The organism is Pseudoalteromonas sp. A22, from assembly GCF_018141345.1.
In the GTDB taxonomy this organism is placed as follows: Bacteria; Pseudomonadota; Gammaproteobacteria; order Enterobacterales; family Alteromonadaceae; genus Pseudoalteromonas; species Pseudoalteromonas maricaloris.
The window spans coordinates 3,211,912-3,236,653 of record NZ_CP047238.1 but is presented as its reverse complement, the minus strand read 5'-3'; the positions used below and the strand labels follow the sequence as shown (position 1 = coordinate 3,236,653).

The following is a 24,742-nucleotide window of genomic DNA, read 5'->3' as shown; positions in this document are numbered from 1 at the left end:
CTGATATTGAGTATGACAACGCCCAAATGATGAGTGCAGTATGACAACGATATTCCAAGCACCAAGAGCTGTGGTGATGATCCGCCCACACCATTTCACTTCGAATCCGCAAACCATGCAAGATAATGCGTTTCAGCAAGCTTGCAGTGAAAACAACCCTAACAACAGAGCCTATGTTGAGGTCAGCAACGCCGTGCAAGCGTTAGAGTTGGCGGGCGTGAAAGTGCACTTATTTGAAGATACCTCCACAGACACGCCAGACTCGGTCTTTCCAAATAACTGGTTCTCGACGCATAGCGATGGTCAGTTAACGATTTATCCTATGTACGCCTTGAATCGACGATTGGAGATCCGTCGCGATATTATCGATTTTTTGAGTGCTCACTATCAGGTGACAAACATCAATGATTATAGTCATCTAACCGCAGAAGAAATATTCCTTGAAGGCACCGGCTCTATGGTTATCGATCATAAAGAAAAAGTGGCCTATGCGGTAGAATCCAAGCGCACTAACGCCGTGTTAGTTAATCAAGTTTGCGAGCAGTTGGGACTACAGGCGGAGATATTTAATGCCTATGATAAGAATGAAGTGCCTGTTTATCACACCAATGTCTTAATGTGTGTCGCCACTGATTTCGCCATGATATGCCTAGATATGGTGCCAGAATATCAGCGGGCACAGCTTATTAATCGTTTTACGCAAAGCGGCCATACCCTGATTGCGCTATCTTATCAGCAGATCCAACACTTTTGCGGCAACGCGATTGAGCTACAAGGCAGTATGGGACGCATACTTGCGCTTTCCACAACGGCTTATCAGGCGTTGTTGCCTGAGCAAATTACTGTCATTGAAAAGTCAGCTAAGCTAGTTGCTATCGATATACCGACAATTGAAGCCGCAGGTGGCTCGGTGCGTTGTATGATTGCTGGAGTTCATTTAAACAACCGTTAAATAATACTAGGGCCTGTTTATCCTTCAAGAAGGTCAACAGGCCCTAGATAAACGGCAAATAATAATAAAACAGGAACCGCCTATGTTTGAAAGTGCAGTTAAGAGTATCAATGGGCTCTTATGGGGAGAAGGTCAGATACTTATTTATATCCTGCTATTTGCAGGGTTTTGGTTCACTATTCTTTTGCGAGGGATACAAGTTGTAAAGTTTCGCCACATGTTTAGTCTGTTACGAGGTAGCAGTCAGGGTGATGACAATACAATCAGTTCATTTCAAGCGTTATGCACGGGGTTATCAGCTCGAGTTGGAACCGGTAACCTAGCAGGTGTTGCGGTTGCAATTTCTCTTGGTGGCAGTGGTGCGATATTTTGGATGTGGATGATAGCCATTTTGGGGATGGCAACAGGCTTTGCAGAAAGTGTACTTGGGCAAGTCTATAAAGTGCGTGATAGCCAAGGTGAGTTTAGAGGTGGTCCTGCTTATTATATTCACATGGGGTTGGGAAGTCGGGCGTTTGCAGTATGCTTCGCCTTTTGCTTGTTTTTGGGATATGGATTTACCTTTAGCGCGATGCAAACCAATACCATCACCGATGCGCTCAACAATGCGTTTGATATTCCAACCTTATATTCAGGTATTGTGATCACAGTCCTCGCTGGCTCTATTATTCTTGGTGGCTTCAAAGCGATTGCACGATTTGCTGAAAAGGTAGTGCCAGTAATGGGATTAGTCTTTGTCCTTGCGGCCATTACTATTACCGTGATGAATTACTCGCAAGTCCCTGCCATGATCAAAGATATTTTGCTTTCAGCTTTTGGCTTGCAAGAAGCGGGCGCTGGCGCACTTGGCGCAGCTATCAAAAATGGTATTCAGCGCGGGCTCTATTCTAACGAGGCCGGAGCGGGTAGTGTGCCGCACGCATCGGCCAGTGCGTCGCCAATTCCTAATCACCCCGTAACCCAAGGTTATATCCAAATGCTAGGCGTATTCTTTGATACCATAGTGTTGTGTAGTTGTACGGCCGTGATCATTTTATTGGCAGATATAGATATTGGCAGAGAGATGGAAGGCATACGGCTAACGCAATCTGCGATGACCGCGCATTTAGCAACTGGGGGCGTGTACTTTGTCGCGGCGGCGATCACTTTGTTTGCTTTCACCTCTGTTGTGGCTAATTACGCCTATGCTGAAAGTAATTTACACTTATTCCATCTGGATAATAAAGTTGGCCGTTCAATTTATACTGCATGCTACTTATCTATGATGTTGTGGGGCGCTTCGGCAACGCTAAAACAGGTATGGGATCTTGCAGACATCGCATTGGGTTTAATGACGGTGGTGAATGTTATTGCCATCGTGCGTCTTACTCCCACTATCCTGGCGGTTACGGCTGATTATCATCAGCAAAGAGCAAAAGGGAAAGAACCTGTATTCGAAGTCGATAAAGTCAAAGTGCAAGGAGTTACGGAGTCTGGCATTTGGGGTAATATTAATGCGAAGAATTCAGCCTAATATGTTTTAGATGGAATAAATAAAGGCCGAATTTTTCCGGCCTTTATTCATTAACTTTTTAAGTTAAAAAGTATCGCCAAACTTTCAATCATACACCTTGTTTAAATTTTTTATATTCTGTGTATACTTCCGCCCGCTTTTTACTTCAATATTTCAAACTAAATATTGCTTCCTCTTTAATCTTTAAACACTGATGTGATAATGAAAAAACAATTATTTGGACTGGCGGTACTATCGTTGCCTATGTACGCGAAGGCTGATATTGCCATATTTTCAGAAGTACTTTTTGGTAAAGCCAATAATGAATTTTATGCCGAACAATATTCTGATTTAGGATATAAGCGTGTGTCATCCGCTAATTCTGATTCATGGGGGCTGAGGCTCGGTGTCGGGCTTACAGACCATTTAGCACTTGAAATCGCGCAGCACTCTCATGGAGAGTCGCTAGCTGAATATTCCGTTTACGTTTCTAATACACTCCCCGGAAGCTACCAACACCCATATGACTACTCATATAAAGTCAGGCTTCCTATTGATATTGACTCTCTGAGGTTGGGGATTAAGGGAGAGATTGAGGTGTCTAACAATATTAATGCAAATATAAGAGTTGGAATGGCACATTGGCAATACAAAGATGTGATCCCTGCGCAATTGGTTCCGACAGACAACATTAGCTCAGGTGATAGCGGTAATGATATTTATACCTCGGTAGGTGTTGAGTATCGGCTAACAGATAATCTTTATGTTGGTTTGGAATACTCTCTTTTGAATATTAAAGAATCAAAAGAATATGACTACACAGGCATAGTTCAATATGAACATAATCTACACGATGTATCCGTGTTACTTGGTTGGGCTTTTTAATACGCTGGTATTCGGAGTAGAGAAAGGTTATTTTCAAGACTTTATTTAGAATGGGGCGAATTGAGCAAGTCACCCCATCAATTTTGACAATAGAGTTTAGATGAACCGTCAGTGACGAAGTTATCTAAACTCAATAGGTAGATAACTAATTACCAGCCGTCGTAACGCTTTCTACGAGATAAAAATAGCGTCAGGATCACACCGATAATAATGCCACTGATCCCAATGATGCCACCGTAAGTGAGCAACTGGTGTTGTTCTTTTTGGACTTTTTGCTGTTGTGCTAAACGTTCATCTTGTAGCTGCTTTTCAAGCCCTGAAATAGTGTCTTGAAGTGAAGCATTTTCAGCTAGTAAATTGGTATTGTTTTGCTGCAGCATTGGAAGCTGCTGCTGGGCATCGTTCAGCGCCTCTTGGGTTTCCACCAAGGTTTGGTTAACCGTTTCTAATTGTTGCTTTAAACCTGGCTCCGTGGTGACAAATTTACTTTCTACCCAACCTTCTCTTGCTTTGTCGTCTTTAATTTGGACAAACTCGTCATTAGCGCCACTCAAAATAGTGATTGGCGTACCAGCATCAACAGAGCCTAAAATTCGATAATTTTTACTTGGACCTGTGTGCATGAAAATAAAAAGATTGTCACTAATATAGCCGTTTGGTGTTGCCGCGTTTACTGTGCTATTTTCGTCTGGCTCTTCGGCAAAGCTTACAAAGCTGGTGAAGAGCAGGCTCGCAATGATAAATTGCTTAAAGTTGAACATGCGTGGGCCTTTTATTCTTTGGGTCGTAAAGTTTACAAAATAGTAGGGATTTCGCGGCCTAATAGCAAGGCTTTGTTTATTTTGAATGGCGCGAAATAATTGATTACATAATGAAAATTGCAGCATTTAACGCAATGATTCGATGTTATTGATCCGTAGATGTTCAGCGAAATTAGCCTGACTATCTATTGATTTAGCGCATATTTGGTGCACTTCTCATCGGATAAAAAGATTGCAAACTTAGCCTCCTTTGTATATTTTGATCCTCCCTTAGACAAATAGGTAAAACACTGCCCTAATGGACACTGAAATAGAACTGAAATTTTTGGTTTCAGATAATGAAGTTCCGCTGATCCCTGCACTCATCACACAGTTTGCAAAAACGGTCACTAACAAGCCTGCTAAAAACTTAACTAACGCCTACTTTGACACGCCAAATCGTGAATTGCGTGCGCTAGATATCGGCCTAAGAACGCGTTGTTGCAATGATGAATGCGAGCAAACGATTAAGCTTGCGGGAGAAGTTGTAGGAGGGTTACATCAACGACCTGAGTACAATTTACCTATTCAGTCAGGACGTCCTGACTTGTTAGCGTTTGACGCGAATATTTGGCCTCACGGCATGCAACTTGAGTCTATCGCAGAAAACATATTCCCGATCTTCAGTACGAATTTCATTCGTCGTACTTGGTTAATCGAAACGGATTCGGGAACCAAAATCGAAGTCGTGTTGGATAAAGGGGAAATAGCAGCCCAAGGGAAGATGGAGCCAATCAATGAGCTTGAAATAGAGCTGATTGAGGGAAGCAAAGAAGATCTTTTCTTATTAGCCGATCACCTAATTAAACAAGCTGGTATGCGTTTGGGACTATACTCAAAGGCCGCCAGAGGATATCGAATTGCCGATGATAAACCTCTAAAACCAAATAAGTTTATAGGGTTTGTACCGCTCAAATCTCAGGTAACGCAAGAACAAGCGCTAATTGCGACAGTCAGTTATGGTATTCAGTTCGTCCAGAAGCACGAGCAATGTTATTTTAATAAACCAAGTCTCAAGACATTAAAACGAGTTATTGACGGAGTTTCGCTTATCCGTCACGCGTTTTGGTTGTTCGATGATATCGTTGATAAAAGCTCGACTGAGAGTATTCGCAATGAGTTAAAATGGTTGTTGTCAGAACTTGCTTGGGTCGAAAATGCAATTCATTTGAAAACCTATACCTCAAAGCGCCATGCTTATCATAAGAAACTTAATCAGTTTCCTGAATTGGCGCAGGTCATTACCGATTTGCAAGATGTTCAGCCGACACCGACGGACATTGAAGATTTATTTCATTGTACCCGCTATAACCGTTTGATCCTCTCACTTACTCGCTGGCTGGTTGATAGAGCGTGGCGTAAAAACTGGGATCAAAAAGCGCTGAGTGCAGCAGAGCTACCGGTCACAGAAATCGCAAGCCAATTATTTGATAAAGACTGGCAAGAGTTGAAAAACTTGCTTCCACAGGATAAATCGCTTTCTGAAAAAGATTATTTACACGTCAGAATAAAGCTAGAAAATACGCTACTAAGCGGTAACTGTCTGGGCAAGCTTTACGATAAAGAAGCGCGCAAAGCGTTTAGAACGCCTTGGATTGATATCGTTTATGGTATTTATGAGCTAGAAACACTGGCGTATTTATATCAGCTTTGCCAAAGCCAAAACGCAGACGAACTGCAAGAAGTGCAGGCATGGCTTAAGCAAAAATCAGACTTTTTGATAAGTGCTATGGAGCAAAGTCGACAATCTTCCATGCATAGCGAACCATATTGGTTCTAACCAGATTAAGCGGGGTTTTATCCCGCTTTTTTGTACCACTTCATTACAATCAATACTGCAAATATCAGGCGATGAACTAAACTTGGGTGTATCAATTCTGAGGTAGCCCAATGATCGATATAGACGATAAAGTGCTGAATGATTTGCGCGGCGGATTTAACTTACCTGCTAAGCCTGAAATATTACAAGCCTTACAAAATGAACTATCACAACCGGAGCCTGAATTATTTACCGTGGCGGATATTATTGCGGCAGATGTTGGTGCATCAGCTGCGGTATTAAAGGTAATTAATTCACCGGCTTATGGTCTTGCCCGTACAATCACAGATATAAAACAAGCTGTGATGTTTTTGGGCGTTACCTGTATTACGCAGCTAGTGACTGGGTATTTGCTTAAAAATGCGTTTGAGCAGTCAAAGTGCTGTATTTCACTGCAGCAGTTTTGGGATAATGCTGCGGATATCTCAAAAGCAGCAATGGTGGTTGGACATCATTTAAAAGCATCATTACCCCTAGAGAATTTGCAGCTGCTCGGACTCTTTCACGATGCCGGGATCCCAGCAATGGCCGTAAAATATCCAGACTACGCTGAAGTAATAAAACAGTCTATAGAGCGGCCTGAGCAAACATTGATTTACTACGAGCAGCAAAAGTATCCAGTGCCTCACACTGTGATAGGTTACTTTCTTGCGACGTCTTGGCACTTACCCAAAGAAATATGCCAGATGATTTTGCGCCACCATGACGTTAGCTATCTTGAAGAGCAAAAAAATGCACAACATGTGCAAACCTTTGCGGCACTTAAACTGGCTGAAAACCTCTGTTTCGAAGCAAAACATTTTAGAAGCGCAGCGGATTGGTATTTATTTAAAGACAAGGTGATGATTGAGCTTAATCTTCATGATGATGAGTATCAAAACTTAAAAGATGATGTCGACGAGGTATTTATCGGGTAGGGGTTATCTATGGGCATTAAAAAAGGCGCACTTGGCGCCTTTTTTACTTTTTGCAGCAGGGGTTATAGGCCTGCAGCTGCACGTAGTGCGTCAGCTTTATCTGTTGCTTCCCAAGGGAACTCTTCACGACCAAAGTGGCCGTAAGCAGCAGTAGGCTGATAAATTGGACGCTCAAGGTCTAGCATAGTGATTAGACCGTAAGGACGTAAGTCGAAGTGCGCGCGGATAAGTTCGATTAAACGCGACTCATCAAGCTTGGCTGTACCGAAAGTTTCTACACTGATAGAAGTAGGTTCAGCAACACCGATTGCGTAAGACACTTGGATCTCACACTTGTCAGCAAGGCCAGCGGCAACAATGTTCTTTGCAACGTAACGCGCTGCGTAAGCTGCAGAACGGTCAACTTTTGATGGATCTTTACCAGAGAATGCACCACCACCGTGACGAGCCATACCGCCGTATGTATCTACGATGATTTTACGACCAGTTAGACCACAGTCACCCATAGGACCACCGATAACGAAACGGCCAGTTGGGTTGATGAAGAACTTAGTTGCTTCAGTGATAAGCTCTGCAGGTAATGTAGGCTTGATGATAGTTTCCATCACAGCTTCTACAAGGTCAGCTTGTGATACAGAATCACAGTGCTGTGTAGATAATACGACTGCGTCGATACCTACTGCTTTACCGTTTTCGTACGCGAATGTTACCTGAGACTTAGCGTCTGGACGTAACCAAGGTAGCGTGCCGTCTTTACGAACTTGCGCTTGGCGCTGAACTAAACGGTGTGAGTATGTGATAGGCGCAGGCATAAGTACGTCAGTTTCGTTACACGCGTAACCAAACATTAGGCCTTGGTCACCAGCACCCTGCTCTTCTGGACGAGTACGGTCAACACCTTGGTTAATATCAGGTGATTGCTTACCAATGGTGTTAAGGATTGCACATGAATCAGCGTCAAAGCCCATGTCAGAGTGTGTGTAACCAATTTCACGCACGGTCTTACGAGTTAATTCCTCGATATCAACCCAAGCGCTAGTTGTGATTTCACCACCAACCATAACCATACCGGTTTTAACGTAAGTTTCACACGCAACACGTGCTTTTGGATCTTGCTCAAGGATGGCATCTAGAACCGCATCAGAGATCTGATCAGCAATTTTATCTGGATGGCCTTCAGAAACAGATTCAGAAGTAAATAAATGTTTAGCCATTGTATTTATGCTCACAAATATTGCGCTTCACAAACATCAGGGACAGCGCGAAAAATTAAGGAGCGTATTCTAACCAAAAAACCTAGGCATTGACTAGTTATTTTACGCCTAGACGTCCAAAATTGTGCAAACTTTTTTAATGGTCGGAAAAAGTCCGTCTGTACCCGTTTTTTTATGGCCTTTGCCGTTGCAGTTAGCCATATAAATAAGTAAGAATGGGCTCAAACCCCCGCGAAACACATTTAAAGGTAGGAGAATTCATGCCATCTCGCAAAGAACTTGCTAATGCAATTCGCGTTCTTTCCATGGACGCTGTACAAAAGGCCAAGTCTGGCCACCCAGGAGCCCCTATGGGCATGGCGGACATCGCAGAAGTACTTTGGCGCGATTTTTTAAAGCACAACCCAAGTAATCCTGAGTGGTTCGACAGAGATCGCTTCGTATTATCAAACGGTCACGGCTCGATGTTAATTTATTCATTGTTGCATTTGTCGGGTTATGACTTATCAATTGACGACATCAAAAATTTCCGTCAGCTACACTCCAAAACACCAGGCCACCCAGAATATGGTTATGCGCCAGGTATTGAAACGACTACAGGCCCATTAGGTCAGGGTATTACCAATGCGGTAGGTATGGCGATTGCTGAAAAAGCATTGGCTGCACAGTTTAACCGTGAAGATTACGACATCGTTAATCACTATACCTATGCATTTTTAGGTGATGGCTGTTTGATGGAAGGTATCTCACACGAAGCTTGTTCACTTGCGGGTACCCTTGGTCTTGGCAAACTGATTGCATTTTGGGATGACAACGGTATTTCAATCGACGGTGAAGTTGAAGGCTGGTTTAGCGACGATACCCCAAAACGTTTTGAGTCTTATGGCTGGCATGTTATTGCCGGTGTTGATGGCCACGATAGCGATGCGATTAAAGCGGCAATCGAAGCGGCGCAAGCAGAGTCTGACAAACCAACCCTTATCTGTTGTAAAACGGTTATCGGTTATGGTTCACCAAACAAGTCTGGTAGCCATGATTGTCACGGTGCACCGCTAGGTGATGATGAAATCAAAGCGGCACGTGAATTCCTTGGTTGGGAGCACGGTGCATTTGAAATACCAGAAGATGTGTACGCGAAATGGGACGCAACAGCACGTGGTCAAAATCAACAAAGTGACTGGTTGATTAAGTTTACTGAATACCAAATGCATTATCCTGAGCTTGCTGCTGAATTTGAGCGTCGCATGAAAGGCGAGCTTCCAGCAGACTGGTCTGAGAAAACAGAAACCTATATCGCAGAGCTTCAAGCGAATCCTGCAAACCCAGCAACTCGTAAAGCATCACAAAATGCATTGAATGCCTATGGCCCAATTCTACCTGAGTTTATGGGTGGCTCTGCTGACCTTGCGGGTTCTAACTTAACACTTTGGGATCAATCTAAAGGCTTAACGGCAGAAGATGCTGCGGGTAACTACATTTTCTACGGTGTGCGTGAATTTGGTATGTCTGCCATCATGAATGGTATTGCACTGCACAGAGGCTTTATCCCTTACGGTGCGACATTCCTGATGTTTATGGAATACGCGCGTAATGCCGTACGTATGGCTGCATTGATGAAGCAAAGAAGTATCTTTGTGTATACTCATGATTCAATCGGTCTTGGTGAAGATGGTCCAACACACCAACCTGTAGAACAAATGGCGAACTTACGCACTACGCCAAACCTTGCGAGCTGGCGTCCATGTGACCAAGTTGAGTCAGCAGTTGCTTGGCAGCAAGCGGTTGAACGCGCTGATGGTCCATCTGCACTTGTATTTACCCGTCAAGGTCTTGCACAGCAGCCACGTACAGCTGAGCAAGTTGCAGCGATTAAGCAAGGTGGTTATGTACTATCTTGTGATGGTGAACCTGAAATCATCCTTATTGCAACCGGTTCTGAAGTGCAACTTGCGGTTGAGTCTGCGGATAAGCTTCGTGCAGAAGGTAAAAAGGTGCGTGTTGTGTCTATGCCTTCAACGGACATTTTTGATGCGCAATCTGCAGCATACAAAGAAAGCGTACTACCAAGCTCAGTAACGCGTCGCGTCGCTATCGAAGCGGGTATTGAGGACTTCTGGTACAAATATGTAGGCCTAAATGGTGCTATCGTTGGTATGACAACGTTTGGTGAGTCAGCACCTGCTGATGAGCTATTCAAGCTATTCGGCTTTACGGTAGAAAATATCGTTGAGAAGGCAAACGCATTGTTTGCATAATCAAAGAAAAGAAACAAAAAACCCATGCCATGCATGGGTTTTTTTATGCTTAGCGGTTTTGCTAAACCACCTAAAGCTTTGAGACTGTTTTCTGCTCAAAGCTCAGGTTAGATAGTTAAACCTTAAACTGTTCTACCGATAAGCGTAACTCTTCGGCGAGTTTAGCAACCTCAGAACTAGAGATCGAGGTTTGGCTTGCGCCTTCAGCTGTTTGCTCTGCGATTGTTACAATCGATTCCAAGCGTTCACTAATTTCCTGTGCTACTTGTTGTTGCTCATTCGCCGCGTTTGCAATCTCTTCACTCACATCATGGGCCTGAGAAACGGCTGCAGTGATGGAGTTTAGTGCTTCATTAGCAAGGTCGCTCTGAGTTACGCACGACTCCGCCTGCTGTTTGCCTTTCGACATCGCGCCTACCGCTTCTTCGGCTCCTGCTTGTAAGGATTCAATCATTGCTTGAATTTCTTGAGTTGACTCTTGAGTCTTACTTGCAAGTGAGCGCACTTCGTCTGCCACTACCGCGAAGCCACGACCCTGTTCACCAGCACGCGCGGCTTCGATTGCAGCGTTTAGCGCAAGGAGGTTAGTTTGCTCGGCAATACCACGGATAACATCCAAAATACTGCCTATCGAAGCGCTGTCTTGGTGTAGTTTGTTAATCACGCGAGAGGCTTCATCCACTTCCCTTGCGAGTTGCTCAATAGTGTGTTTGTTCTCATGTGAAATACCTTTAACACGCTCCGCTTCTTTATCAGCATTTTTAATTTCTTGTAATGCTTGATGCGCGCTGTTGCTAACACCGTGAGAGGTGCTACTCATCTCGGTGGTAGCGGTAGCTGCTTGCTCTACTTGTGCCTGCTGATTCTTAATTGCTTGGCTGGATTCTGTAGTGATAGTCGATGTTTCTTCGGACGCTGCAGCAAGCTGTGTCGAACGAGAAATAATGCCAGTGATAAGTTCACGTAAGCTAGAGATTAGGGTGTTACAGCTTCTAGATAATTCACCAAACTCATCTTTTGCAGTGTCATCTAAGCGCTGTGTCATATCGCCACTGGCGACAATGTTTAAAACTCGGTTTACTTCCGATAGTGGTTTTGTGATACGGCTAACGGTAATGTAAGCTACGCCGACGGCCATTAGCGTTGCTACTATCATCCCGATCCAAGTCCATAGGTTTGCTGTGCCTACATCGGCACGTACGCCTTGCTGTAAGTTAAAGGCGACTTGGCTTGCTTCAGAGAGTAAATCATCTAACTGAGAAAGGGCTGCTTGCGTGGTTTTTTCTGCATCGGCTAGCTCTTTACGTGTTTCGGCTAATGCGTTGATCAAACGTTTTTGATTGTCCGCGATGCTGTTGCTGCCAGTAACTGCAGCTTTCAAATTAGTGTAATAGCCTTCGAGATCAGCAAACAAACTGCTATCAAGCGCGCTAACTGGGCCACGCATTAAGTCGATGTTACGACCTAGCTCTTCAACGAGGTAGCTTTGATCTCTACTTACGATTTCCAGTGTATTGATGTCTTCAACAGTAACAATATCATTGGCGCTAGTCACAACAGAAGAAAAGTTATTTTCTAAGTTATTTGCAGCTTGAAAAGCGCGTTTGTCAGCATCTTCTAAGCCATCCAAATCGATGATATCAACCGTCACCATAGTCGCATCTTCTGCGGCAACGTCGATAGTTGATAACTGCTCTTTTAATTTGTCCCGTAACGAAAGCTCAGTTGTTTTCTCGTTTACCAAGCTGTTCATGGCTTTTACGAACGCATCATAACTTTTGCCAACATCACGACTGCTTGAGGCCAATTTATTATTAGCAGCAACGACCTGCTGCAGCTCTGAATAGGTTTTGTCAAAGATCTTCTGGCGCTCTGCAAATTGCTGTTTTAGCGTCGCCAGCTCAGTCTCTGAACGTGCATAAAAACTTCCCTGAGCCATTTTGCTCATTAAAGTGAACTCTACTTGTAGAGCAGAGCTTTTAGAGAGAGCTGGTAAAGACAGGTTATTAACCTGTTGAGTTGAGTTGTCAATGTTCGCAATTCTAAATAAAGAATTGCCCCCGATAAGAAGAAGCAACAAGGTGATGGTAATAAAACCACCCCAAATACGTTGGCTAACAGTCAAATTCATAGCTGTCCTACAAAATTTACAAAGCAATACGGATACTTATCGGATTTATTGCGGATAAGTTAAGTATTTTATAGCAGATGTGACAAAAAATTTCAGTAAAAAAGGTCGGATTACAAAAAATAGCAGCTCAACGGATAAAAAGTATAAGCTTCTTTTCTTCGAGTGTAGTTTAATAAAAGTTAAAGTAAGTGCTTACCCTAACGTTGATTTAGGGCTGTTATAGAGGTTAGCTATGCTGGTATTTTTCACCACTGTCGATATTTATCATCGTCATAGGGCCTCCCCACACGCAGCCAGTGTCTAAGGCAATAATATTTTTCTTGTTGGTTTCGCCTTCCAAAGCAGCCCAGTGGCCGAAAAGTAGGGTAGTGTCGGCTGATGTTTGGCTGAGCTCAAACCACGGAGTGAGACCTGCCGCATCTTTTAGGCCAGACTTGTTCTTAAGATCCAGTTCGCCATTTTGTTTTAGAAAGCGCATTCGAGTGAAGACGTTAACAATGGCTTTAAACTTATCTTGTTCACTGAGCTTGTTGAGCTCAAGTCCTGGGTGAGCACCGTACATATTGGCGTAAAACTCAGGGGCTTTTGTTGATTGATAAATGGTTTCGGCAAAGCGTGCATATTCTAGCGCTTGCGTAATATTCCAGCTTGGATGAATACCTGCATGAGAAATAAAAGTTTGCTGTGTTTCAAGCCAAATAGCCAGCGGCTGTGAACGTAATAAGTCAGCATATTTTTGGCATTTAGGGCTGGCAAAAACCGCGTCTAATTTATCTTTTGGGTTCGGAGCGACACCCAAAGCAAGACATGCTAAAAAGTGGAGATCGTGATTGCCGAGTGTAATGCTAATAGAGCCTGAGTGTTGATAGAGGAACTCTAGGCAAGCAAGTGAATCAGGTCCTCTGGCGATGATGTCACCGACAAAGTATAGATGGTCTTGGCTTGGGTTAAAGTCGACTTGATCGAGTAGCCCGATGAGTGGAGTGAAGCAGCCTTGCAAGTCTCCAATTGCGTATTTTGCCATTTATTACCTGTGGTTTTTTATAACTCAATGTTTTTATTCTGATGTCTAGCATGTATGAGGAACGCGGGGGAAGCCCGCTTCCGCAAAATAAAAACGGTATCAATGCAAAATATTTGGACAGGAGAGTCTAAATACATTGATTGGCGCTTTAAACTCAGTGCCAAACTCATTACGCATTAAATAATACCCTTCCATCGTACCAACTGGGGTATCGAGCACCGCGCCGCTGGTATACTGATAGCTCTCGCCAGGACGAATGGTGGGCTGCTCACCGACAACACCATCACCTTCTACTTCGGTCTCTTTGCCATTAGCATCGGTAATGAGCCAATAACGACTATGTAGCTTAGCGTTGCATAAGCTATGGTTTTTGATGGTAATGGTGTAGGCAAACACATATTTATCCTTTTCAGGCTGTGATTGCGCTTCAACGTAAAAGGTCTCCACCGATACTTTGATCGGTGAGCCAATATTAGTTTGAGTTGTCATATATCCAATTTGCAATTTCAATAAACTGGTTAAGCGACAGGTTTTCAGCGCGAAGCGTAGGGTCGATACCTAAGTTTCGCAGCTGCTCTTCGGTTAACAGGTTCGATAAGCTATTTCTTAGTGTCTTACGACGTTGGTTGAACGCTTCTAAACAAACAGTATTCAAAAGCTTAGTGCTCTTAGCTGTACGTTGCGACGGATCTTTTGGGATCAATCGAACAACGGCCGAGTCAACTTTAGGTGCTGGTTTAAAGCAATGTGGTGGCACTTCGATCACAGGAATAGCGTGACAATAGTACTGCGTCATTACGCTTAAGCGACCAAAGGCCTTGCTGCCAGGGCCTGCAACCATACGGTTAACCACTTCTTTTTGCAGCATAAAGTGCATATGCTCGACCTGGTCGGCAAATTCAAATAAGTGAAATAGCAAAGGGGTTGATACGTTGTAAGGTAAGTTACCAAAGATCTTCAGTTTTTCCCCTTCTTTGATTAAAGAAGAGAAGTCAAACTTCATCGCGTCACCTTGGTGAACCGTTAATTTAGGTCCCAAGAATGGATGATGGATCAAGCGCTCGGCAAGATCTTTATCGAGTTCTACAACGGTTAGGTGATCACTTAAATCACAAACAGGCTCAGTGATAGCACCTAAACCAGGACCAATTTCAACCAGATTGTCTTCAGGTTTTGGGTCGATGGCAGTTACTATCTTGTCGATAATATTGTTGTCATTTAAGAAGTTTTGACCAAAGCGTTTACGCGCTCTGTGTCCGAGATGTACTTTATCTGTCATGCATTCTGTGCTTTTTTGGTTGCGAGCTTAATTGCTTCGCGGATCGCTAATTCAAAACTACCCACTTCAACATCACCAGAGCCGGCTAAATCAAGCGCTGTACCGTGATCAACCGATGTGCGAACAAAGGGTAATCCTAGGGTGATGTTTACTGAGTTTCCAAAACCTTTATATTTTAACACAGGTAAGCCCTGATCGTGATACATTGCGAGCACAGCATCAGCATTATCTAAATATTTAGCTTGGAAAAGGGTGTCAGCTGGCAGCGGTCCAACCAAGTTCATACCTTGCTTATTCAGCATTTCCAGTGTTGGCTCAATGGTTTCTATTTCTTCACGACCAAGGTGGCCACTTTCTCCAGCATGTGGATTTAATCCACAAACTAATACTCTGGGTTGATCAATACCAAACTTGGTTTGTAAGTCGTGATGTAAAATATGAATGACTTTGCTGAGACGCTCAGGCGTAATCGCCTTTGATACATACGCCAGTGGGATATGCGTAGTAACTAACGCTACACGCAGCCCTTCGGTTGCGAGTAGCATAACGACATCAGCGGTATCAGACTGCTGTGCAAAATACTCAGTATGGCCGCTAAACGAGATCCCAGCTTGGTTAATAATGCCTTTATGAACAGGACCCGTGACTACCGCTGCGAATGTCCCATCCATATTCTTTTCAGAGGCAATGCGCAAGGTTTCGAGCACATAATGGCCATTAGCTTCATCTAATTGACCAGCGACCACTTCAGCACCTTTGTCTACTTGAAGGTAGTAAATAGCACCAGCAGGTGCCGCTTCAGGCGCAGCATCGCTGTCAAACGGCAATAACTTGATTTGCTCACCAAGTTCTTTGGCGCGCTTTTCTAGAATACTTTTATCAGCCACCGCAACTAACTGAGCAGGCCATGCATGCTGAGCCAGTTTGATAACAAGATCTGGGCCAATACCTGCAGGCTCACCCGGTGTAATTGCGATTCTGAGTGTCATAGCCGTTATTCCGCTTCGATAATTTCAATATGCGCTTGGTCACGCATTTCTTTAATCCATTTAAAGCTTTCTTCTTTAAATTTACGGTTAAACAGCAGGCGGTGTGCGCGATTTAACTTGGCTTGTTCTGTTTTATCGGCCACGCGTTTATCTAGCAGTTGTACAATGTGCCAGCCAAATGTACTTCTAAATGGCTCACTGATCTGATCTTTTTCGAGCGACAACAGAGTGTCTCTAAACGCTGGTACGTATGTAGTTGGATCTGTCCAATCGTACTCACCGCCTTTAAGTGCAGAGCCCGGATCTTCAGAATATTCTTTAGCCAGCGCAGCAAAGTCAGCGGTACCTGCGCGCAAGTCTTTTACAAAACCTGTTAGCATTGAGCGTGCTTTTTCTTCACTTAGGATAATAGACGGTTTGATTAAGATATGACGTGAACGCACCTCAACGGTTTCAACGACTTCACGACCACGAATATCTTGTACTTTTAGAATGTGGAAACCCGCGCCTGAGCGCAGTGGACCAACTATGTCGTCTTTTTTCGCACCTTTAATGGCCTCAGCGAACAAGGTTGGCATTTCGTTAATGCCCATCCAGCCTAATTGACCACCATCTAGCGCTTTTGAGCCGCTCGAAGAGGCAATTGCTATGCGCTTGAACTCTTTACCTTCGTTCAAAAACTTAATCACGTTATCAGCGCGCTCACGAGCGTCTTCAATTTCTTCTGGAGTTGCTTTGTTTGGGATCTTAATCAAGATATGGCCGATATCATACTCTTCCGAGTTACCCGTTTGCTCACTCAAGATTTTTTGCAGGTTGGTCACCTCTTGAGGGCTAATATAAATACGGCGGTCAACACTGGCACGGCGCACTTGGCTTGTGGTTATTTCTTTACGGATCTCTTCTCGATATGCCTGAAAGCTTTCGCCACTCGCTTCAACTGAGCGACGTAGGTCTGCGATCGTACCGCCTTGATCTTGGGCAATATTTGCAATGGTCTGGTCTAATTGAGCATCGGAAATTTGCATACCCATGCGATCACCCAGTTGCAACATTAAAGATTGCTCAATGAGTTTATCGATGGCTTGTAAGCGTAATGTTTTATCGCTAGGAAGCTCTGTACCTTGCTGCTCAGCCTGTTCTTTAACACGATTTATTATTTGATCGACTTCGCTTTGTAAAATTACACCATCATTAACCGTGGCAACAACAGTATCTAGCTTTACACGCTCAGCATGTGCTTGAGTAAACAGGCCTGCACTTAATGAGGCCACTAATAACAACTTTTTTAAATTCATACGGCTTTCTAAATTCTATTTATTCAAAAAATACGGTCTACGGTAACCAAAAATACCCTGTTGAAGGAGTTTACTCGCATCACCACTGCTTTGGCTTCCAAGCCCTGTAAGGACAAATTTCAGGCTGAAGCCAGAATCAAACACTGCTTCATCATTTGTAAGTGTTTGGTTTAAGTTTGTTTCAATTTGACGATTCGCAGTCACCTGAATAGCCCAACAACAAGACTGGTATTGAACACCAACAAAGGATTCAACACTTCTATTTGCCGTCATATCTCGGTGATAGCTTGCTACAAATTGCCAGTTATCGTCAATTGGTAAACTTGTAAAGAGACCGACTTGGTCAATTTCATAGTCTGAGACATCATTAACATAACGATGGTTCAATTGCACTAACTGCTTGTCGTCTCCTTTATAGTCCAAGGTAAAGTGAGACTGCACTAACTCTTTGCTATCCACATCGTATTGCACCCCACCTGAGAGGTACCAGCGCTTATGCCAATGTAACATGGATTCAGCGGCAAATAGTGCATTATAGTTGGTATCATCAGTAAATAGCTGTTCAGAAGGCTTTACAGATGACTCAAGATAAATGATCTGACCTGCACTGAAGTTAAAGCGTTCGACATTACTGCTATCGAATACACGCGTGGTTGCACCCACGGTGAATTGATTGGCTTCTGCAATACGGTCATAACCTGAGTAACGGCGTGCTCTAAACAGACCAATAAAGTCATCTTGTAACTTAGCCGTATCGTACCAGCCAATTTGGCTTTGCTCTCTGTGTGGTGTGTAAAGGTACTGAATTTGTGGCTCAAGCGTTTGTGTACCTTGTTCAAAAAAGAACTCGGTACTGCGTTCAAAATTCAGTTGTCCATGTACCCGTAAACTTGGCAATGTACGCGTGACAGACTCTTCATACTCTGTATCAGGCACATCGATATTTTGTTCATAACGCGTGTGAAGTAGGCGTGCTTCTGAGGTAAATGACCAAGCGTAGTCGCTGCGTGAAAAAGACACGCGAGGTTCTAGGTGTAATCGCGACGCCTCTGAGATTGGCAAAGCATCATTTTGAAAATAGGCAAACTCACCTTCAAAGTCCCAATCAAGGCCGACAAGTTCATAACTGTCACGTGTACGGAAGCTAATTTGCGGTAGTGCAGTGTAGGATTCTCTGTGATCGCCCAACACTTCAAAATCTTGCAACTTTAAGTCGACTAACCAGTCTTCACCAAGGTAACTTAGACTGCCGGTGCGATATAACTGAGTGTCAGTTTCATTGGCGTATTCGGATGTTAAGTCAGTGAGATAGTTATCGTCACTGACATTTGTGACATCAACAAACGCACGCCATTTATCACTTAAATAACTCTTTTGTTGCCAATGTACTAAATAGCGATCGTCTAGCTGTGGCTCTGAATCATCCTTACTGAGATATTCCACCCCAATTTTACCTTGATGTTGTTCAGTTAAATACCTGAACTCGGTAATAAGCTGAAATCCTTTATTGGCCATATATCTTGGCGTTAAGGTCGCGTCGTAGTTGGGGGCTAGATTGAGATAATAAGGGGTGATCAGCTCCAAGCCAAATTTATTTGAGCTGGAAATTGTCGGCGTCAGCAGGCCAGATTTTCGTCTATCGTCGATTGGAAATGTAAAATAGGGTAAATAGATAATGGGCGTGTCCATAATTTTGAACACCGTATTATAGGTCTCACCCCAACCGTCTTCTCGAGAAAGTACAATGCTGCTTGCCTCGATACTCCAAAATGGGTCATCAGCAGGACACGTGGTAAAGCTGGAGTTGTCGAGTGAAATTTTGCTGCCAGAGGCATGCAATTTCTCTGCACCACCGCGGCCCTGCTGGTCTGTTAATTCATATTCAGCACCAAGCAAGCTCACGGTGTTAGCATTTAAATCCGCGAATAGCCCATTGCTGTGAACTTTGGTAAATTGGTCACGATAGAGTAGTGGTCCAGAAGCGCTGAGCAGGCCTTCTTTTTTATCGATTAGCGCACGTCTAGCTTCTAAGCTCATGGTTTCAGTGTTAATCACCACGTTACCCGAAAACTCAGCGCTATCAGTACCTTGTAGTTCTAAGTCATCGGCAACGATATCAATGGCATGTTTGGGCAGCGAGGCTAACGGCTTCCAGTTTTCTGGCTGCATATAGTCTTTACATTGTGCGGCGACAATGTTCGTATTAGCAAAAGCTGTAGAATGAATCGCGGATAATACAGCCAAGCCCCAAATTTTGCGCATTTAATAACCTATTAGCTGAGCATTTAATAATAAGCTCATCATGATAAATGAAAACTGTCGGAAATACAGTAGCATTTAAATATTTACAAGTAGAAGGTGTAATAGTAAATCCATGAATAGTCAAAACCAGCGCGTCGAGTTTATACAGCAAGCAATACATAGCGACGATTTTACGTGTGAGGCTATCACCTCGGATGCCAGTTTCCGGCGTTATTATCGCGTCAAGCGACAAACGATGTCGTGGATCTTAATGGAAACACCAGTCGATAAACTCGATAATGCCCCTTTTATCGGTTTAAATACGGTGTTTGCAGAGCAAGGCCTTAATGTGCCACAAATCCTTGCGAGTAATGAAGAACAAGGGCTGTTACTGTTACAAGATTTAGGCTCTAAGCATTTGGCCGATAGGTTAGCATTGCCTTCTCGGCTAGAGGATTATCGTGCGTTGATAGCGCTTATTCCAGAAATAGCCAAAACACCAAAGAGTAAATGGATGAAGCCCTATGATGCTGAGTTCGTTGATATGGAACTTAATATCTTTTACGAGTGGCTTGTAACAAAATGGCTTGGTTTAACACCCACCGAATATCAACAAGTGCAGTGGCATAATGTGAAGTTGAAGCTCGTCGATGCGATGACTCGCCAGCCGCAGGTTACGATGCATCGAGACTTTCATAGTCGCAACCTGATATGTCATCAGTCTCAGTGGTATCTCATTGATTATCAGGATGCGGTACAAGGACCTGTCACTTATGATGCGGTTTCTTTGTTGCGAGATTGTTATACTCGCCTTGATGCACATGAGTTCACCGAGCTTCAGCAACATAGCTTTGATTGCTTAAAAGCGGCAAATTTATTAGGCGATATGGATTTTAGCACCTACCAACATTACTTTGACTTAACGGGGATGCAAAGGCACCTTAAAGCTGCCGGGATTTTTACTCGCCTATTGCAGCGAGACGGCAAAGGCGGGTACTTAGAAAATATTTTGCCAACCTTACGCTACCTTGTTGAAGTGGCGAATAAGTATAAAGAATTTCAGTGGCTTGCAAGCTGGCTGGAGAATGACATAATGCCTCAAGCGCAGGCCAAATTAGGCACTAAATAGAAGTAACAATGAAAGCGATAATTTTATCTGCTGGTCGTGGTAAACGCATGATGCCACTGACCGCGAACCAACCAAAACCTATGCTTAACGTCGCAGGAAAACCACTACTTGAGCATCATATCGAGCGTTTAAAAGCGGCTGGGATCTGCGATATTGTGATAAATCTTGCATGGCAAGGTCAGGTGATAAAAGACTATTTCGGCAATGGCATTCACTTCGGTGTCAATATTGAGTACAGCGATGAGCCTGAAGGTGGATTAGAAACTGCAGGTGGAATCATTCAAGCATTGCCGATGTTATGTGAACAGGATGATAGCTTTATTGTACTCAATGGCGATATTTTTACTGACTATGATGTCAGCAGTCTAATGCAGTTACAGCTCGGTAGCACAGCAGAGGGTCATTGCGAGGCGCACATTGTGTTGGTAGAAAATCCCGAACATAATCCTGAAGGTGATTTTTGCCTTGCCCATCAGCCGCTCAATCAGCAAAAGTATACCTTGTCTGGCATTGGCAAATATCACCAAAGTTTTTTTGCCGAGCTTGGGGCTGGCTTTATAAAACTAGGGCCGTTGCTGCGCAGTGGGCTTGAGCAGCATAAAGTTTCTACTGAACTATATTTGGGCGCGTGGGACGACATTGGCACGCCAGAGCGACTAAAAATGATCAACGAAAAGTTAGGGTATAGCGATGTGGGGTAAATTATTAGGCACAATTTTCGGCTTTTTATTTGGTCGTTGGTTAGGCGCTATTTTAGGTTTTTATCTCGGCCATTTATTTGATAAAAGTTTGCGTCAGGATTTTGATAAAGTCGGTGGCTTTCAAGGTTTCATGAAAGGTGAAGATCTGCATGAGCGCCAAGCCTTGTTCTTTTCCAGCTGTTTTTCTGTGATGGGACATATCGCCAAGTCTAATGGTCGAGTCAGTGAAATCCACATTCAAGCTGCGTCTGCGTTTATGAGCGAAATGGGCTTGCAGGGTGAAGAGCGGAAAGAAGCGCAACATGCATTTACTGCGGGAAAAAGCAGCGACTTTTCGATAAAAGAAGCGGTTACCGATTTTAAAGAAGCTTTTGCTAGACGCTATGACTTGAGGCAGCTGTTTTTAGAAATTCAAATTCAAATGGCGTTTTGTGATGGTCATGTGTCCGATGCGGAGAAGGCCTTACTTAAACAGGTGAGCAAGTATTTAGGTTTCGCAGAAACCCACTTTTTGTTCCTGCTAAAGCGTTACCAAGCAGAATTTGAGTTTCGTCGCTCTCAGGCGTCGGGGAGATCGCAACATCAGCACCAGCAACAGGGCGGCCGTCAACCAGCACCACAAGATAACGGTTTAAACCGTGCTAAAGCATTGGCTGTACTGGGATTGAGTGAAGGGGCGAATGAGCGTGAAATCAAAAAAGCTTACCGCAAACTGATGTCGCAGCATCACCCTGACAAATTGGTGTCTCAGGGATTACCTAAGCATATGATGGAAGTGGCAAAGCGCAAAAGCCAAGATATTCAGTCTGCCTATGAATATTTAAAAAAGAGCTAACTTGAAACACTATAAGACGCGTAAAAAACCGAGTAATTCCTTTCTGAGCCTTTGATGTTGGAGTGGATCGGTTTTTTCTCCAAAAAGCTCCCGTTGGCGATAATCAAATTTACTGTTTTTTCTCGCCCAGCGGGCTCTGTCCGGCGTATTGTCGACCACAATAGGATTGTCAAAACTGTAGTAAACATCCAGTAAAGCAGGGCTGATCAAAGAAAGGTTGGATGCCAAGTGCTTTTGCCGCGTTGCATTAGGTAGTTGTGGGCTAACAACGGCAAAGGCATCGATACGTAGATTGGGCAGGGTGGCTAAGTGCTCACCGAATAAGCCTGCGCTATTACCAAATGCGACAACCACCAACTTTTCTGTTTGAGTCATGGACAGGGTGTTATAAAGCACCTCAAAGCGGCTGATCAAGGCCATTTTATATTCGTCGAGATTAGATTCTGAAATGGGTGCAAGCGTTTGCTGAGCCGGTTTTTCAGCATCGGGGAGCGCGATGTCTTGCTCTAGCAGACTCGGTGCATAAGAAAGGTCCGGCGGAGTAAGGGTATACGTGTCGTAGCCATCATCGCTTAAGCGTTTTGCAAGAAAGCTTATGCCGCTGTTATTGAGGGGCGGAGTTTGCATGTCTGGTAATAAGATCACGATGCCTTCACGAGCAGCTGCCATATATTCTTGATGAAATACATAAAAGCTTTCGTTTTCGCTTTCCAGCTTTATCAGTTGCGATGGCTCGTAGAAGCGATTAGCGTCTTGCTGATAAAGAGAACCAAGTGGTGCTGCATCAATATGTTCTGCTGCAAAAGTCGTCGCGGGTAAAGCGGTAACAAGTAATAAAAGCGTTCTGATGATCATGGTACAAGCGCGTAAAATATCATAATTGGTTATCGACCAGTTAAGCGAAAGCTTTAGCTGTCGCTATTTTTTAGCGTTTTAAGTTAAACTGCTCGGCAGTGGAAATGAAAGGAGAAATTTGTGCAGTATAAAGATAGCAAACGAGACTATCTCTTTATGTTTTTAAAAGGGGCCGGAATGGGGGCTGCGGATGTTGTCCCTGGCGTTTCCGGCGGCACCATTGCTTTTATTACCGGTATCTATGCACGTTTTTTAAATGCCATTAAAAGTGTGAACTTACAGGCTTTGAGTACATTGCGCCGTGACGGCCTAAAAGCAACTTGGCAGTACATTGATGGTAGCTTTTTACTGGCGGTATTTTCTGGTTTGCTCATCAGTGCAGCGTCTTTGGCGAAGGTGATCACTTATTTATTGGAAGCACACCAAACACTGGTATGGTCATTTTTCTTTGGTCTTATCGTCGCTTCTTTTATCTATGTTGCAAAACAGGTCTCTCAGTGGAACGGCCAAAATATTATTGCCTGCGCAGTTGGAGCTATCGTAGCCTTTGCTATTACTTCTCTTTCACCAGCTGAAGCGCAAGCATCTCATTGGATGTTTTTTATCTCCGGTGCTATCGCCATTTGCGCGATGATCTTACCTGGGATCTCAGGGAGCTTTATCCTACTGTTATTGGGTATGTATGGCCATGTGCTCAGTGCGGTGAACCAGCTTGAACTTGGCTTAGTGAGTTTATTCTTACTAGGTTGTATTGTGGGGTTAATGTCGTTTTCGCGCCTACTCAGCTGGCTATTGGCGCACTATCAACAAGTAACGTTTTCGCTACTAGCTGGTTTTTTACTTGGCTCGCTTAATTTATTGTGGCCTTGGAAACAAGTGCTTACGACTTACGTGAATTCCAGTGGTATCGAAAAGCCATTGAGTCAGGCCAATATTTTGCCAGCGCAATATAGTACGCTATACGGTCAAGATCCAAATACGCTGGCATGTATTGCGCTTGCCATCGCAGGCCTTGCGCTGATCTTAACCATTGAAAAGATAAGCGAAAAATATTAATAAAATAGACACCTAGAACAATAGACACGCGTTGAGCTTACGTGTCTATTGTTCTAAACCACCCCGTTACAGAAAGTCGCGGCGCTTTTGCGAATGGTGCGACGTAAGTCACAGAATGAATTTTACTTACATCAAAAACCACCAATGAATTAAACTTAGGTGCATAACTTTTAGTGGGTGTGCCATCACGTTCAAAAAACTGCAGTAGCCCGCCCCAGTCAGGGTGCCAACTTTTGCTTAGGCTGAGTACATAGGCATAAACCCGGCCCTCAGCTTCAACAATGTCATTATGTCGAGTTAAATACTGACCACCAATAAATCGTGTTGCTTGGGCAGAGGTACGGATTATGTTCTGTCCAGAGATAGCGGAAAAGCAGGACTGTACAGCGCTACTATTGAGGTTATTGTAGAGTTTTTTCAGAGCCTCAGGGCTCGTCGATTCTATGGAGTGGCGGCCATACATAAAACCAACCCCACGTGATGCATAGCTATGTATATCTTCGAGCAAGGCTTGCTGCTCTTGCGGTGTTAAGGCAAGAATATCACTGTCTTTGACTGATTTTGCTGCCCCGTTATGAAACAGTGCGAGCTGGTAGTCTAAGTTACAGAGACACTCATGTAGTTGTTGAGCGTTTGTATCGTCTAGAATATTTTCAATCCGTGCAAAGCCATCGTTGCTCAATTTTTGCTGTAATTCAATTTGTTGTTGCTGCGAAAGTTGAAGCATATATACCTACTGCTGATGTATGGGCCTGTTTGTAATACTGTAAACAGGATGCCTTAGACTTCAGTCCAATGCTGATTACTTTTTATCTATGCTAAAGTGAGTTTGGCTGAAATGCCATCCCTCTGCACTCATCGATAGGCAAA

General features: G+C 43.7%; 21 protein-coding genes. 10 read left to right on the top strand and 11 right to left on the bottom strand.

Features of this window, described 5'->3' with window-relative positions:
• Nucleotides 1-40 precede the first annotated feature (40 nt).
• The 3 genes from GSF04_RS19430 to GSF04_RS19420 all read left to right on the top strand — a co-directional run bounded on the left by GSF04_RS19430 (nucleotide 41) and on the right by GSF04_RS19420 (nucleotide 3,329).
• Nucleotides 41-952, top strand: a complete 912-nt coding sequence (locus tag GSF04_RS19430) for an arginine deiminase-related protein (protein WP_211858471.1) — start codon at nucleotides 41-43, stop codon at nucleotides 950-952.
• 82 nt (nucleotides 953-1,034) lie between these two features.
• Complete coding sequence (locus GSF04_RS19425; RefSeq protein ID WP_211858469.1) at nucleotides 1,035-2,465, top strand: alanine/glycine:cation symporter family protein; 1,431 nt, start codon at nucleotides 1,035-1,037, stop codon at nucleotides 2,463-2,465.
• A 201-nt stretch (nucleotides 2,466-2,666) separates the two neighbouring features.
• Nucleotides 2,667-3,329 carry an outer membrane beta-barrel protein gene (locus tag GSF04_RS19420; RefSeq protein ID WP_211858465.1) on the top strand — a complete coding sequence of 221 codons (663 nt, stop codon included), beginning with the start codon at nucleotides 2,667-2,669 and terminating at the stop codon, nucleotides 3,327-3,329.
• Nucleotides 3,330-3,478: 149 nt separating this feature from the next.
• On the opposite strand, the gene GSF04_RS19415 is transcribed toward GSF04_RS19420, so the two are convergent.
• Nucleotides 3,479-4,090, bottom strand: coding sequence for a TIGR04211 family SH3 domain-containing protein (locus GSF04_RS19415; RefSeq protein WP_223193672.1), 612 nt, complete (start codon nucleotides 4,088-4,090; stop codon nucleotides 3,479-3,481).
• 298 nt (nucleotides 4,091-4,388) lie between these two features.
• Between GSF04_RS19415 and GSF04_RS19410 the strand changes: the two genes are divergently transcribed.
• Together GSF04_RS19410 and GSF04_RS19405 are read left to right on the top strand one after the other, a co-directional pair.
• A complete protein-coding gene (locus GSF04_RS19410) occupies nucleotides 4,389-5,909 on the top strand; it encodes a CYTH domain-containing protein (RefSeq protein ID WP_211858464.1) in 1,521 nt (506 codons plus the stop codon).
• A gap of 110 nt (nucleotides 5,910-6,019) precedes the next feature.
• Entirely contained in the window at nucleotides 6,020-6,865 is an 846-nt protein-coding gene (locus tag GSF04_RS19405) for an HDOD domain-containing protein (protein ID WP_039493910.1), read from the top strand.
• 62 nt (nucleotides 6,866-6,927) lie between these two features.
• Here GSF04_RS19405 and metK read toward each other — a convergent pair whose 3' ends face one another.
• Nucleotides 6,928-8,079 carry a methionine adenosyltransferase gene (gene metK, locus GSF04_RS19400; protein ID WP_045962687.1) on the bottom strand — a complete coding sequence of 384 codons (1,152 nt, stop codon included), beginning with the start codon at nucleotides 8,077-8,079 and terminating at the stop codon, nucleotides 6,928-6,930.
• 260 nt (nucleotides 8,080-8,339) lie between these two features.
• On the opposite strand from metK, the gene tkt reads away from it, so the two are divergent.
• Entirely contained in the window at nucleotides 8,340-10,334 is a 1,995-nt protein-coding gene (gene tkt / locus GSF04_RS19395; protein WP_039493906.1) for a transketolase, read from the top strand.
• 115 nt (nucleotides 10,335-10,449) lie between these two features.
• On the opposite strand, the gene GSF04_RS19390 is transcribed toward tkt, so the two are convergent.
• From GSF04_RS19390 to lptD, 7 genes are all read right to left on the bottom strand, one after another.
• The gene (locus tag GSF04_RS19390; RefSeq protein ID WP_211858463.1) at nucleotides 10,450-12,465 is read right to left on the bottom strand and encodes a methyl-accepting chemotaxis protein; all 2,016 of its coding nucleotides are present in this window, start codon (nucleotides 12,463-12,465) and stop codon (nucleotides 10,450-10,452) included.
• A 226-nt stretch (nucleotides 12,466-12,691) separates the two neighbouring features.
• The gene (locus GSF04_RS19385) at nucleotides 12,692-13,489 is read right to left on the bottom strand and encodes a symmetrical bis(5'-nucleosyl)-tetraphosphatase (RefSeq protein ID WP_211858461.1); all 798 of its coding nucleotides are present in this window, start codon (nucleotides 13,487-13,489) and stop codon (nucleotides 12,692-12,694) included.
• Nucleotides 13,490-13,588: 99 nt separating this feature from the next.
• Nucleotides 13,589-13,978 (bottom strand): Co2+/Mg2+ efflux protein ApaG, encoded by a 390-nt coding sequence (gene apaG / locus GSF04_RS19380; RefSeq protein ID WP_010374721.1) that lies wholly within the window; start codon nucleotides 13,976-13,978, stop codon nucleotides 13,589-13,591.
• Entirely contained in the window at nucleotides 13,962-14,768 is an 807-nt protein-coding gene (gene rsmA, locus GSF04_RS19375; protein ID WP_211858460.1) for a 16S rRNA (adenine(1518)-N(6)/adenine(1519)-N(6))-dimethyltransferase RsmA, read from the bottom strand. Before rsmA ends, apaG begins: the two co-directional genes overlap by 17 nt.
• Nucleotides 14,765-15,757, bottom strand: coding sequence for a 4-hydroxythreonine-4-phosphate dehydrogenase PdxA (pdxA, locus tag GSF04_RS19370; protein WP_130163490.1), 993 nt, complete (start codon nucleotides 15,755-15,757; stop codon nucleotides 14,765-14,767). Before pdxA ends, rsmA begins: the two co-directional genes overlap by 4 nt.
• Before the next feature lie 5 nt (nucleotides 15,758-15,762).
• On the bottom strand, nucleotides 15,763-17,055 hold the full coding sequence (surA, locus tag GSF04_RS19365) for a peptidylprolyl isomerase SurA (RefSeq protein ID WP_017216475.1): 1,293 nt from the start codon (nucleotides 17,053-17,055) through the stop codon (nucleotides 15,763-15,765).
• Between the two features lie 15 nt (nucleotides 17,056-17,070).
• Nucleotides 17,071-19,317 carry an LPS assembly protein LptD gene (gene lptD, locus GSF04_RS19360; RefSeq protein ID WP_069023559.1) on the bottom strand — a complete coding sequence of 749 codons (2,247 nt, stop codon included), beginning with the start codon at nucleotides 19,315-19,317 and terminating at the stop codon, nucleotides 17,071-17,073.
• Nucleotides 19,318-19,429: 112 nt separating this feature from the next.
• Between lptD and GSF04_RS19355 the strand changes: the two genes are divergently transcribed.
• The 3 genes from GSF04_RS19355 to djlA are packed head-to-tail and all read left to right on the top strand — an operon-like array spanning nucleotide 19,430 to nucleotide 21,961.
• The gene (locus tag GSF04_RS19355; protein WP_211858459.1) at nucleotides 19,430-20,425 is read left to right on the top strand and encodes a phosphotransferase; all 996 of its coding nucleotides are present in this window, start codon (nucleotides 19,430-19,432) and stop codon (nucleotides 20,423-20,425) included.
• 8 nt (nucleotides 20,426-20,433) lie between these two features.
• Nucleotides 20,434-21,126 carry an N-acetylmuramate alpha-1-phosphate uridylyltransferase MurU gene (gene murU, locus GSF04_RS19350; RefSeq protein WP_045987745.1) on the top strand — a complete coding sequence of 231 codons (693 nt, stop codon included), beginning with the start codon at nucleotides 20,434-20,436 and terminating at the stop codon, nucleotides 21,124-21,126.
• On the top strand, nucleotides 21,116-21,961 hold the full coding sequence (gene djlA, locus GSF04_RS19345; protein WP_069023565.1) for a co-chaperone DjlA: 846 nt from the start codon (nucleotides 21,116-21,118) through the stop codon (nucleotides 21,959-21,961). Before murU ends, djlA begins: the two co-directional genes overlap by 11 nt.
• A 9-nt stretch (nucleotides 21,962-21,970) precedes the next feature.
• Here djlA and GSF04_RS19340 read toward each other — a convergent pair whose 3' ends face one another.
• On the bottom strand, nucleotides 21,971-22,816 hold the full coding sequence (locus GSF04_RS19340; protein WP_211858458.1) for a DUF3530 family protein: 846 nt from the start codon (nucleotides 22,814-22,816) through the stop codon (nucleotides 21,971-21,973).
• 120 nt (nucleotides 22,817-22,936) lie between these two features.
• Between GSF04_RS19340 and GSF04_RS19335 the strand changes: the two genes are divergently transcribed.
• Nucleotides 22,937-23,872 carry a DUF368 domain-containing protein gene (locus GSF04_RS19335; protein WP_211858457.1) on the top strand — a complete coding sequence of 312 codons (936 nt, stop codon included), beginning with the start codon at nucleotides 22,937-22,939 and terminating at the stop codon, nucleotides 23,870-23,872.
• A gap of 37 nt (nucleotides 23,873-23,909) precedes the next feature.
• Here GSF04_RS19335 and GSF04_RS19330 read toward each other — a convergent pair whose 3' ends face one another.
• Nucleotides 23,910-24,599, bottom strand: a complete 690-nt coding sequence (locus tag GSF04_RS19330; protein WP_039493880.1) for a 2OG-Fe(II) oxygenase family protein — start codon at nucleotides 24,597-24,599, stop codon at nucleotides 23,910-23,912.
• Between the last annotated feature and the right edge of the window lie 143 nt (nucleotides 24,600-24,742).

What these genes read in the sequence shown, in the direction of transcription:
- GSF04_RS19390 (WP_211858463.1), bottom strand. Translation starts at nt 12,465, where the DNA reads ATGAATTTGACTGTTAGCCAACGTATTTGGGGTGGTTTTATTACCATC.
- GSF04_RS19355 (WP_211858459.1), top strand. Translation starts at nt 19,430, where the DNA reads ATGAATAGTCAAAACCAGCGCGTCGAGTTTATACAGCAAGCAATACAT.
- apaG (WP_010374721.1), bottom strand. Translation starts at nt 13,978, where the DNA reads ATGACAACTCAAACTAATATTGGCTCACCGATCAAAGTATCGGTGGAG.
- GSF04_RS19425 (WP_211858469.1), top strand. Translation starts at nt 1,035, where the DNA reads ATGTTTGAAAGTGCAGTTAAGAGTATCAATGGGCTCTTATGGGGAGAA.
- tkt (WP_039493906.1), top strand. Translation starts at nt 8,340, where the DNA reads ATGCCATCTCGCAAAGAACTTGCTAATGCAATTCGCGTTCTTTCCATG.
- djlA (WP_069023565.1), top strand. Translation starts at nt 21,116, where the DNA reads ATGTGGGGTAAATTATTAGGCACAATTTTCGGCTTTTTATTTGGTCGT.
- GSF04_RS19340 (WP_211858458.1), bottom strand. Translation starts at nt 22,816, where the DNA reads ATGATCATCAGAACGCTTTTATTACTTGTTACCGCTTTACCCGCGACG.
- GSF04_RS19405 (WP_039493910.1), top strand. Translation starts at nt 6,020, where the DNA reads ATGATCGATATAGACGATAAAGTGCTGAATGATTTGCGCGGCGGATTT.
- GSF04_RS19410 (WP_211858464.1), top strand. Translation starts at nt 4,389, where the DNA reads ATGGACACTGAAATAGAACTGAAATTTTTGGTTTCAGATAATGAAGTT.
- GSF04_RS19430 (WP_211858471.1), top strand. Translation starts at nt 41, where the DNA reads ATGACAACGATATTCCAAGCACCAAGAGCTGTGGTGATGATCCGCCCA.
- GSF04_RS19420 (WP_211858465.1), top strand. Translation starts at nt 2,667, where the DNA reads ATGAAAAAACAATTATTTGGACTGGCGGTACTATCGTTGCCTATGTAC.
- rsmA (WP_211858460.1), bottom strand. Translation starts at nt 14,768, where the DNA reads ATGACAGATAAAGTACATCTCGGACACAGAGCGCGTAAACGCTTTGGT.
- murU (WP_045987745.1), top strand. Translation starts at nt 20,434, where the DNA reads ATGAAAGCGATAATTTTATCTGCTGGTCGTGGTAAACGCATGATGCCA.
- GSF04_RS19415 (WP_223193672.1), bottom strand. Translation starts at nt 4,090, where the DNA reads ATGTTCAACTTTAAGCAATTTATCATTGCGAGCCTGCTCTTCACCAGC.
- metK (WP_045962687.1), bottom strand. Translation starts at nt 8,079, where the DNA reads ATGGCTAAACATTTATTTACTTCTGAATCTGTTTCTGAAGGCCATCCA.
- surA (WP_017216475.1), bottom strand. Translation starts at nt 17,055, where the DNA reads ATGAATTTAAAAAAGTTGTTATTAGTGGCCTCATTAAGTGCAGGCCTG.
- pdxA (WP_130163490.1), bottom strand. Translation starts at nt 15,757, where the DNA reads ATGACACTCAGAATCGCAATTACACCGGGTGAGCCTGCAGGTATTGGC.
- GSF04_RS19330 (WP_039493880.1), bottom strand. Translation starts at nt 24,599, where the DNA reads ATGCTTCAACTTTCGCAGCAACAACAAATTGAATTACAGCAAAAATTG.
- lptD (WP_069023559.1), bottom strand. Translation starts at nt 19,317, where the DNA reads ATGCGCAAAATTTGGGGCTTGGCTGTATTATCCGCGATTCATTCTACA.
- GSF04_RS19385 (WP_211858461.1), bottom strand. Translation starts at nt 13,489, where the DNA reads ATGGCAAAATACGCAATTGGAGACTTGCAAGGCTGCTTCACTCCACTC.